This window comes from Pirellulales bacterium (genome assembly GCA_035533075.1).
Lineage (GTDB): Bacteria > Planctomycetota > Planctomycetia > Pirellulales > JAICIG01 > DASSFG01.
Genome location: DATLUO010000149.1, coordinates 52,694 through 62,903, shown reverse-complemented (window position 1 = coordinate 62,903; position 10,210 = coordinate 52,694). Strand labels below are relative to the sequence as shown.

Genomic DNA, 10,210 nt, shown 5'->3' with positions numbered 1-10,210 from the left:
GGGCAACGATACGGTGCTGGACGCCTTGGCCGAGGTCAACGGCATGCAGGAAGTGTCTTCGAAACGAATCTGGGTCGCGCGTCCCGCCCCCTATGGAGCAGATTGCGACCAGATTCTGGCGGTCGACTGGCACGGCATCAGTCAACGGGGCGAAACGGCTACGAACTATCAGCTCATGCCGGGCGACCGGCTGTTTATCGCCCACGATCCGTTGGTGGCGACCAACAACGCCATGGGCAAGGTCATCAATCCCATTATGCGGATGTTTGGCGGCATACTGATGGGCACGTACACCGTGCGGGGGCTCAAGTTCTTTAGTAGCAGCAACGGCGGGATTGGATCGATCTGATCGGCATGCCGCTGCGACGAACAACGTGTGACCGGGGCCGGGGCGAGTTTTCGACGGAGGGGAAGCGTATGCACGTTACGACAAGGTCCGTGGGGCGTTCGATCTGGCTGGCGCTGTTAGCCGTGGCCTGCGGATGCCATGCGTTGGCGCGCCCCCCGGCCCTGAGGCCCACGCGCTGTGCTTGCGCGCCCCATGGGCCGTGCGGGGGGTATTTTTCGACTTGCTGGCGGCAATGGCCGTCGGAGTGCGTGGCGTGCCCGCCCGTGATGGAAGCCAGCGAGTCGCCGGCTCCGTTGGGACCGACACCGGCCGAGCAACCGGAGACCGTGCTGCCGCCCGCCCCGATGCCGGACGAGATGCCTTATGCCCCGACGCCGGACGAGACGCCTTCCGTCCCGCCCGCCGCGCCTGCCAACGAACCGCCGCCCGATGAGAGCCGCTTGCGGCCCGGCCGCGATGCCGTGTCGCAGATCGACCCCGGCGCCCGTCAGGCGGCCGACCCACGCAGTTCGACCGATATCGGTCCGTCCGGCAGGCGGCTGACGATCCGCGCTGCCCGCGCCGAGAAGCACAGCATTGTCTCACGCGACATTCCCCCGGAGCCGGCTCGGCCGTCAGCTCCATCAGCGGTTCAACTGTCAATTCAACCACAGGCTCAGCCGCGGACATCGGCCTTTGACGGGGACCTGCCGGCGAAATCCTCTCGCCAATCACCGGCTCAATTGTCAATTCAACCACAGGCTCAACCGCGGACATCGACGGTTGACTTGGACCTGCCGGCGAAATCCTGTCGCCCCGCAGGGAAGTAACGCCTGCGGCGGTCCGCCGGCGCCGCTCTTCGCGTTCCACTTCACGCGGCCGAGAATGAGACGTTGGCGGTGGCTGGGGCAGAGCCTGGCCGATTGGCGGCTGGCACTTCGTTCATCTCGGCGGCCAGGCGATGCCCCGGTTGGACGCACCGGGGCATCGCTTGGCCGCCACGCTATTGAAGGGTACCAGCCGCCATCTGGCCAAGCGCTGCCCAGCCACCGCTCTTCCCCGCGGCAAAACGTCTCATTCTCGGCCGCGTGAAGTATAAGTGCATCATGCACCCACCGCCGGCGACGGATCCTCACGGCAATTCGCCGCTGGATGCGGTCGGTGGACCGGCCTGGCCGACGCCGGTGTGAATCCAAGAGCGCAGGGCACCGGCGACCGCCAGGATCGCCAGCACCAGCCCGGCGGCGGCCAGCGACCAGAACACGCGGCGCTGCCGCGCGGTCCGCTCCCGTTTGGATCGAAAATCGAGCAGCCGCTGCGTCAGCTCGTCGTTGACCAGCCACCCCGGCGCCGACGGGTCGTCCGGATTCTCATCGTCGCCCGACGGCGGCCGCGGCGCGGTCGGCCGCGCTGCCAGTCCGCCACGAAGCAGCACTGCCGGTACCACACCGGGCATTTCCGCCGCCACAGCATCGTCGAACTCGCTGAGAACGCTCTGGCCGTCGAAGGCCGATGGCTCCTCGGCGCCATGCTCGACGACGAGCGGGACCGGTTTCCCTTCCGAAACTGCCAATGACTCTGCCTGTTCGACCGCGGCACACCGCGCAGACGCGATCTCCTCGGCGAGTCGCTGTTGCCGCGATCGCAAGTCGGCCAGCTTGGCCGTCACCGTCCCTTCCAGGGCAGCGACCCGGTCGTCCGCGGAAGCAACCAGCGCGGCATAGCGGCGGTCGTTTTCCGCGCCGCGCCGCTCGATTTCTTGGGCCAACTCGTGGAAGCGGCCCTCCCAAGACGGCGACGCGGCTAACTTGCCTTGGAACTCGTCTCGCTGTAGCAGCAACTGCTTGGATAGCGCCACGAGGCCCTGCTCCAGCCGCCGTTCCAGGCCGTCGCATCTGGCCCCCAGCTTCGACAGTTGCTCGCGCAGCGCTCCGTTCAGTTCGCTCTCGAACTCGGTTTGTCCTGTCCGCACGCCGCTCAATTCGGCGGCGACCTTCGTCAGTTCTTGCCGTACGGCGTCCACGTCGGCAGCCGTGCGCGTCATCTCCGCCGCAAGTTCCGCCCTGACGGAAGCCGACGCCGGGCCGTCCGGTCCCGTTGCGGGTGCCGGCGGTGCCTGGGCCGCCAGGCGAGCTTCAAGCCCTTGCTTGACCGATTGCTCGAGCAATGCGAGTTGGCTGGGCAGCGCATCGGTGCGGCGGACCACGTCCTGCGACAATTGCTCGAGGCGCTCCTCCCAACGGGCCTGCCAACTCAGGGCGTGCTCGGCCCTTGCGCGCTGTTCGTCGAGGCGCTGGGCTGCGTCGGCGGCTAGCTGGACCAGCGTCGTTTTTTCATGCGCTACGCCGTCCGAGAGCTGGCGAAGCTCGTGCATGGCCAGCTCGACTCGGCTTTTCTCCTCGCCCAGATCCGCCGAGAGTTTTTCACGCAGCGCGCCAAGCTCCTTCCGGCGATCTTCTTCAGCCAGATTCCCTTGCCGTATTAACTCGGCGCGATCGGTCCGCTGACTCTCGGCGAACTCGCCCAGGCGTCCGGCCCACTGCTGCTCGGCTTCGCGGCGCAGCGATTCGAATTGCCCGGGCCACCGCTGTCGTTCCGTCCGCAGCTCCTCCTCGAATCGCGCCAGTTTTTGCTGCGCGGCCGCCAGCGCGTTCTCGGTCCTGGCGAGCTTCGCCGCGGCCCCCGTCCGATCTTCCGCCGCGTCGACTTGACTCGCCAAAAATCTCTCTTCCAGCCAGGCCAGCCGATGTTCGAGCGAGCGCCCTCGGCCGTCAGCGTCGCTGCCCGCGGGGCCGTCGGCCTCCTCGACGAGTTCGACGTCGCCGGTGGTGGGAACGGATGAGTCCGGGGGTGGCGGTGGCGGGACGAACTTTGTGTCGCCCGCCGGCGACAGCCGTGTTTCGACCAGCGCGGCGGCCCGGGGAAGTGTCTCGCCCGGCGCGTCCGGACCAGCGGGGCCGTCGTCGCGAACGTCAGGCCCATCCGCAGGTTCGCCTGTTTCGGCGGGGCGAGTCTGCGAGACACCGTTTTTCAAGGCTTCTTGGTGTTGCTGACCTGGCGTGCCGGCTTGAGACGGGCCCTTTCCGTGAGCCGGGCTGGTGGTAGGCTCTGCGTGATCAATGCGCCGGCGAATCCCCGAGTCCGTGCTCTGCTGACGGTGGGAATCGTCGGCTTCAAGTCCGGACGACTTGCCGAGGACGCTGGCGTCAAGTTCCGCAGCCGAGGCCGCCTCAAACAGCCCGCCGTCCGAGTCAGCCGTGCGTGCCTGTTCCGTCGCGGTCGCCGAAGGGCCGAGGTAGCGACAGCGGACCATTCCCAAGCTGAAATCCTGGCCGGCTTTTAACGCGCCGGCATCGAATTTCCGGTCCGCCACCCGCGTGCCGTTCGAGCTGAACAGGTCGATCAGCCAAAGTTCGCCTTCTTCCCATACGAAGGCGCAGTGGATGCGAGACAGCGTGCCGTGCTTGATGCGCCAAGTCGCGGGCGCTTGACGGCCCACCAGCGTCATCCGTCGACTGAACGCGTGGTCGGTGAAGATGTCCCGGCCCTTCCCCGAAAATACGCGCAGCTCCGGATAAGGCGCCGCGGCGCTATGCTTGCCCTGCGGGTCGGGCAGTGCGGCGACGGCCTGCTTTTCGTTGTAGAGGGAGGCATGGATGCGAAAACTGCCAATCTGGATCGTGGCGTTCGGCAGCAGCCAGCCCGTCGGCACTCCCGGAGCCAGGCCGGCGCAATAAATTCCTTCGCGCGTGGTCTGCAGATACGCATGGCAGGGCAGCAAGCTCGCGTCGTCGAGCGCGATTTCCGCCCTTCGGTCACGGCCGATGCGCGCAAACGGCTTGGGTACTACGAACTCGGACCGCGTGCCATCGGCCCGTTCGAGCATCACGATGATTTGGCGCCCAGGCCAGGATAACACGGCATTCGATGCCGCGGTGCCGCTTGACGATTCCATAGGCCACCGGTCTCAGGAGGCCCCCTTTTTCGATGCTAGCAGTTTACCCTCCCGCCAGCCTACAAAAAAGCCCCTGACGTTCAGATGACGACCGTTGTGGTTTGTCGACGACCAAAAGGGCTGGGTGCGGCAAAGACTACGATTGCCCTCGGCCCGCAGGGCTTGTTATCGTCCGGCCATTTTGCTTCGTACGTTCAGGATTGCCTCGTGACGGCCTAAAATTTGCTGCAAGTCAAGCGACCTGTGAGATAGGGTGAGCGCTCAATGACTTTTTGAGGAGCCGATTCATGCCGGATGCCGATCTTCGTTGCCGAGAAGCACTTCTCTTGTGGCTTCGTTGGCATGCCGAACAACAGCAGATCACGGAATCTCTCTACCGCCACCGCCATCGACCCGCCCAGATGGAGAGCTTGCTCGACCGGCTCGACGCTTTGCGCGACGAAGCCGTGGCCCTAAGTCAAGAGGCCCTACACGGTAGCACCGCCTCAATCCACGCACCGTGCCATGCATGACCGCCGGTGCCGCGCAAAGGCCGGCGCGAGGTTAGATCGGATCCAGCAGGTGGTCGTCGATCTCGATGGAAACGCCCTGCTGAATCAGGTTTACGGCCACGATCAGGCGGCACTTGCGGCGCCGGGCCACGACGGTGCCCTCCACGCCCGCCAAAGCGCCGCTCTTCACACGCACCCGATCGCCGGTCTTCAAGCGGCTTTCCACCGTCAGCGGGGCGCCCGCGGCGACCAGCCGCGACAGGCTGAGCAACTGGCGGGTCAATTCTTGCGGATCCGCGACGTTCATCACCTGAGCAATCCGGTTGGTGGTCATGCTCGTGTACCGATCCAATTCATTGCCGAAAATGAATAAGTAGCTGGAGAACAGCGGAATGTGCGCCGTACGAGTGCGGCCCCGGATCACGGAGGTTTTTGGCACCTGGGGAAGGTAAAAGGCAATCTTCTGCTCTTCGAGATCCCGGGCCAGGCTCTTCTCCTGGCGTGGCTTGGTGTGCGCCACCCACCAGGTCCGGTCCTGCCAAAGTCCGTCCTCGAGTGAGGCGCCGGCCGCAGGCTCGGCCAGACTGGTGAGCAGGTCATCGGGAAACAATTGCGTTTCCGCAGCCAAAATCGGCATCGCTTTTTCTCCTACTGCAAATCGCGCGGCGACGTTTCCGATCGCCTGACCTGGAAATCAACGAAACCCACCCCAGCGATAATAGCCTGCCGCCCCAGAGTTGGGAAGCCCCGCGGGTCACTCCGGTTTGGAAGTTCCTTGATTCTACCGCGCTCGAACCGGAAAGTCTCGAAAATCCGCTTGGCAACCGGTGCAACCAGTCACAAACCTTGCCGCGGAGCGTCGCATGACCTATAGTTTAGGTTGGAAGGTGATTATGACGCACCGCCCCACGACGTTTGGTGAATTGATTCATCGCTTGGCGACCGCAGAACCGGGCGATGTCTATCGCATTTCTCCCATCGTGGCCACCGCCGTGGAATGGGACTCGGCGGAAGAAGATGCCGCGGCCGACGGCCAGCAGCAGCCGTTCTGGGTCGTCATGCACTCCGTCAGCGACGACGGCGTAAGGCTGCTTCATGCCGGCCCCCTTCGTGCGAACCAGGTCTCGATCCGCATTCAGGCCGAGAGCGGCGAGGTGGTACGGGCCATCTTCGCCGTCGCCGCTTCGCAGCCCAAGGGCGAAATCTACGAGACCCTCGCCCAATTTCATCGCGTCGGACTCGATGCCGGCAAACTTTCTTAGCCCTGTGGGTGCTGGCGTCGGGCAATCCGGAAGGGTAAAACGGAAAGGTTGCGGCGAAGAGAGCGAACGTCGCCAGGTAATTAGGGCGATACGACCGAAGGGCGGTAGAGGCCCCTTGTCGGCGGCCTGGAATGAACCCCATGAACACGCGGCAATTTCTCGATGGGCTGGCGGATCCGGGCATCCTCACCATAGAGGAGTTGGCGAAGCTGCGCCGCAATCTCTCGCCCGAACAACTTGCGGCCCCGCCCAATGCCCTGGCCCGCGAGCTCATCCGCCGCCAGAAGCTGACGCGCTTCCAGGCCGGGCAAATCTTCCAGGGTCGCGGGCGGACCCTGGTGTTCGGCGATTATCTCGTGCTCGACAAGTTGGGCGAAGGCGGCATGGGCCAGGTCTTCAAGGCCGAACATCGCCGCATGAAGCGGATCGTGGCCCTCAAAGTGCTGCCCCCGCAGGCCACCCATTCCAAAGGTCTGGTCGAACGGTTCTATAAAGAAGTCGAGCTGGCCGCCCGGCTCTGCCATCCCAACATCGTCACCGCCTACGATGCCGGCGAGTCGCACGGACTGCACTACATGGCGATGGAATACGTCGACGGTTGCGACCTGTCGAGCCACATCAAAGCCAGCGGGCCGCTGTCGGTCGAGCAGGCCATGAACTGCGTGGTGCAGGCCGCACGCGGGCTGGAATTCGCCCACGCCGAAGGAATCATCCACCGCGACGTCAAGCCCTCGAACCTGATCGTCAATTCGCGCGGCGTGGTCAAGCTGCTCGATCTCGGCCTGGCCCGCATCGAGCAATCGTTTGCCGCTCCGGTCGCCGCCGGTCAGGCCGAGCTGACCACCTCCGGCCAGGTGCTGGGCACCGTCGATTACATGGCGCCCGAACAAAGCTACGACAGCCGCACGGCCGACCACCGTTCGGACATCTACAGCCTCGGTTGCACGTTATATCGTTTGCTGATCGGTTCCCCGCCCTATGTGGGCGAGACGATGCTGCAGAAGCTGCTGGCCCACCGAGAGCAGCCGGTCCCCTCGTTGCGTGAGGCGCGCGGCGACGTGCCTCCCGCGCTGAACGAACTCTATCGACGCATGATGGCGAAGTCGCCCGACGAGCGGCCGCAGTCCATGCGCGAGGTCATCGTCGCGCTCGAAGCGCTGCTGTCCGGCGCCGCCGACGACGACTCCGCCGTCACGAATCTGGAAATACCTCGAACGGAGGACGACGGTTTAGACAGCTTTTTGCAGCGCATGGCGGGCAGCTCGGGCATCGGCTCCGCCGTGACCGGCGGCAGCAGCTCCGACACGCCGTCGCCGGACAGTTCCAAGACGCTGCGGACCGAGCCGGGGTCGGGAAGCGGCCGCGGGCGCGTTGCCAAAAAGCCTCCGGTGCCGGTGATCTGGGGCGCCGCCGCGGCCGGCGTGGCGGTCGTGTTCGTGGTGCTCGGCTTACTGATGTCGAAGCGCGGGCCGGACCTCGGCGAAAAGCAGAGCCTCGCCAAGGCGGGCCCGTCCGACGCGCCGTCAGCGAGCCAGAAGAATCGCACGCAACGCCCACTCGGCGAAATCCCCCCGACCGTCGCCGAGAAGACGGCTGCAAACCCTTACGGCAGCACCGCGCCCCCGTCGAGAACAACTTCGTCTGGACCGCCAACCGCGAGCGACGAAAACTGGTTGGGCGATCTATTCGCGTCGAAAGCGAAACCGAGCTCGCCGGAACCCCAACCATCGGCGCCGCCTGCCAATCCTGCCGCTCCAGCGACACCGGCGCAAGGGACACCCCTCAAGATCGATCCGCTTTCCGGTCCGCTCGACTTGCTGAAAAAGATCGACGCCACCGCCGCCGTCGGCGCGCCCACGCCGGGCGAGAAGGGCCTCTCGGGAGACGCCGTGCTGTGGTTCGACGTCGTACCGCCCGACGAATATGACCTGACGGCCGTCATCGACGACCTGAAGCTGGAAGGCGAGTGCGACTTCGGTCTGCCCGTTCAGGACCGGGCGACCACCGTCTCGATGTTCCGCACATCCACGGCCGGATGGTCGCTGGCAGTGAGCCAGCCGAACTGGCCGGTGCAACGGGCAATGACGCTGCCCGACGGCCCCCTGACGATCGTCTGCGCGGTGCGCAAGCACCGGGTACACGTGGCCTTCGAGGGGCAAACGGCGCTCGATTGGACCGACCAGCCGGGTGCGCCGCCGCTGGAATCGAAGCTGGTCGACGCCACCCACCGATTGGGTCTGCGAATCAGGTCGAAGTTTCACCTTGTCCGCCTCGACCTCGGGCCGCCGAGCGCACGCTTGCCCGCCTACGGGGTTGCCAATTTGCTGGCCCAGGCGGACGTCGCGCGCGATGCCGCCAGCGGCGCAGTCCACGCCGATCACGGTCGCCTGGTTCTCGACGCCACGACGGACAAGGCTGGGTCGTGCGTCGGCTTCTCGCACGAACGGCCGAGCGAGTATACGCTGACGGCGGTCGTCGAGCGCATTTCGGGCAGCGATCAATTCGACCTTGGCCTGCCGGTCGGCCGGAGCCGGGCGCTCGCCTCGCTGGACGAATTGACCGGCACGTCGGAGCTTGTTTCGCTTCAGGCCAATGCGAATATGCCCGACCGCGTGCTGTTGACGCCCTGGCGGCTGCACACCGTGACGTGCCGTGTGTCCGGCGGCGAGGTGTTGCACCTGGCCGTCGAGGTCGATGGCCGCGAACTGGTTCATTACGAAGGCCCGCTGAACCGGGTTCCCTTTTTCGAGGGCGCCAAAGATCCCGCGGCCTTCTTCGCGCGTTCGATCGCCACGTCGGCATTTCGCGTGCATCGCTTCGACGTGGCGCCCCTCGATTGGCACAAACCGCCTCGGCCCGCGTCGGACGCGTTGGACTCGGCCCGCCAGGCCGTTGAGTCGATGGTCTCGTCGCTGCGCAGCCAGCGTGTCAAGCCGGGCGAGAAGCCGTCGCCGGCCCACAAGCTGTGGCGCGAAGCGGCGCAAAACGTCGACGATCCGGCGCGGCATTGGGTGCTGCTCGACGCCGCGGTCCAGCAGGCCGCCGCGGAAGGCGACCTGGCGCTGGCCTGTCAGGCGGCAGCCGATCTGGCCCGCAACTTCGACGCGGATCTCGAATCGTGGAACGCGAAATGGCTGTCGACCGTACTGAAGAGCGCCAAGAATCCTGCCGCCAGAAAGGCCATCGGCATTGAACTGCTTCGCCAGATCGAGGTGGCGGTGGCGCTCGAAGAGTTCGCCTTGGCCGAGGCGCTGGTTTCGGCCGGCTCGGCCATGAAATCGTTGCCCGCCGAGGTGCTCAAAGAGCTGAAGATTCGTGGCGTGGAAATCGGCTTGTGGCGCGCTCAAACCGCGGCCGGACAAAAAGCGTTGGCCGCGCTGGCCGCGTCGCCCGACTCGCAAGACGATCATCGGGCCGCGGGGCTGTACTTGGCGGTCGTTCGGGGGGATTGGCCGGCGGCGGCGGATCACTTCGGGAAATGCGGCGAGGCCGACTGGGCCGGGCTGGCCGCTCAGGAGGCGAAAGCGGAAGGGGCCGACGAACCGGTCGCGGTCGGCGAACGGTGGTGGGGCCTTTCGGCCAAGGCGGAAGCGCCGCTGAAGTGGTGGTGCCTGGAGCGCGCCGCTCGCTGGTATCGCCTGGCGCCGCGGAACGTTTCAGCCAAGACCAAGGCCACGCTTGAGAACCGGGCCAAATCGCTGGGCCGGCAGCGAAAGACCGCGTCGGACGCCTTCCGCCCGCGGCATCCGCTCGACGCCCGGCGGATCGGCGACCGCTGGTACAAACTCTATGACTCGCCGGCCACCTGGGCCAGGGCCGCCTTCGCTTGCGGCGCCATGGGCGGGTCGCTGCCGATCGTCAAGACTCTGCAAGAAAATGAGGCCCTGGTGAGTTTGTTGGCGTCGGCCACCGGCGGCAGCGAGCGCCGCTGGTGTTGGCTGGGCTGCACCGATCAATTGATCGAAGGCGATTTTCGCTGGCCGGACGGTTCGGCCGTGGCCTCCGGCTTTGCCAATTGGCACCCCGGCGACCCGGACAACGCGGGCGGCGGCCAGGACGTGGCCTCCCTGTTGGTCGTTTTCGAGCAGGGCAAGATCAAATCGGAGTGGTACGACGAGGCCGAAACCACCGCCCACCCCTTCATCTGCGTCTGGGACGACTGAGCCGTGGCTTG

General features: G+C 65.8%; 6 protein-coding genes. 4 read left to right on the top strand and 2 right to left on the bottom strand.

Going from position 1 to position 10,210, the window contains the following annotated elements; genetic code table 11:
• The coding region (locus VNH11_19205) for a hypothetical protein (GenBank protein ID HVA48501.1) at positions 1–349 on the top strand (349 nt) is incomplete at its 5' end.
• Between the two features lie 1,111 nt (positions 350–1,460).
• On the opposite strand, the gene VNH11_19200 is transcribed toward VNH11_19205, so the two are convergent.
• Complete coding sequence (locus VNH11_19200; protein ID HVA48500.1) at positions 1,461–4,214, bottom strand: FHA domain-containing protein; 2,754 nt, start codon at positions 4,212–4,214, stop codon at positions 1,461–1,463.
• A 356-nt stretch (positions 4,215–4,570) separates the two neighbouring features.
• Between VNH11_19200 and VNH11_19195 the strand changes: the two genes are divergently transcribed.
• The gene (locus tag VNH11_19195; GenBank protein ID HVA48499.1) at positions 4,571–4,795 is read left to right on the top strand and encodes a hypothetical protein; all 225 of its coding nucleotides are present in this window, start codon (positions 4,571–4,573) and stop codon (positions 4,793–4,795) included.
• A 31-nt stretch (positions 4,796–4,826) separates the two neighbouring features.
• On the opposite strand, the gene VNH11_19190 is transcribed toward VNH11_19195, so the two are convergent.
• Positions 4,827–5,384 (bottom strand): transcription termination/antitermination NusG family protein, encoded by a 558-nt coding sequence (locus tag VNH11_19190; GenBank protein HVA48498.1) that lies wholly within the window; start codon positions 5,382–5,384, stop codon positions 4,827–4,829.
• A 253-nt stretch (positions 5,385–5,637) separates the two neighbouring features.
• On the opposite strand from VNH11_19190, the gene VNH11_19185 reads away from it, so the two are divergent.
• Together VNH11_19185 and VNH11_19180 are read left to right on the top strand one after the other, a co-directional pair.
• Complete coding sequence (locus VNH11_19185; GenBank protein ID HVA48497.1) at positions 5,638–6,036, top strand: hypothetical protein; 399 nt, start codon at positions 5,638–5,640, stop codon at positions 6,034–6,036.
• A gap of 140 nt (positions 6,037–6,176) precedes the next feature.
• Positions 6,177–10,199: a protein kinase gene (locus tag VNH11_19180; GenBank protein ID HVA48496.1), complete on the top strand. Its 4,023-nt coding sequence runs from the start codon at positions 6,177–6,179 to the stop codon at positions 10,197–10,199.
• The last annotated feature ends 11 nt before the right edge of the window (positions 10,200–10,210 follow it).

What these genes read in the sequence shown, in the direction of transcription:
- VNH11_19200 (HVA48500.1), bottom strand. Translation starts at nt 4,214, where the DNA reads ATGCTCGAACGGGCCGATGGCACGCGGTCCGAGTTCGTAGTACCCAAG.
- VNH11_19195 (HVA48499.1), top strand. Translation starts at nt 4,571, where the DNA reads ATGCCGGATGCCGATCTTCGTTGCCGAGAAGCACTTCTCTTGTGGCTT.
- VNH11_19185 (HVA48497.1), top strand. Translation starts at nt 5,638, where the DNA reads ATGACCTATAGTTTAGGTTGGAAGGTGATTATGACGCACCGCCCCACG.
- VNH11_19180 (HVA48496.1), top strand. Translation starts at nt 6,177, where the DNA reads ATGAACACGCGGCAATTTCTCGATGGGCTGGCGGATCCGGGCATCCTC.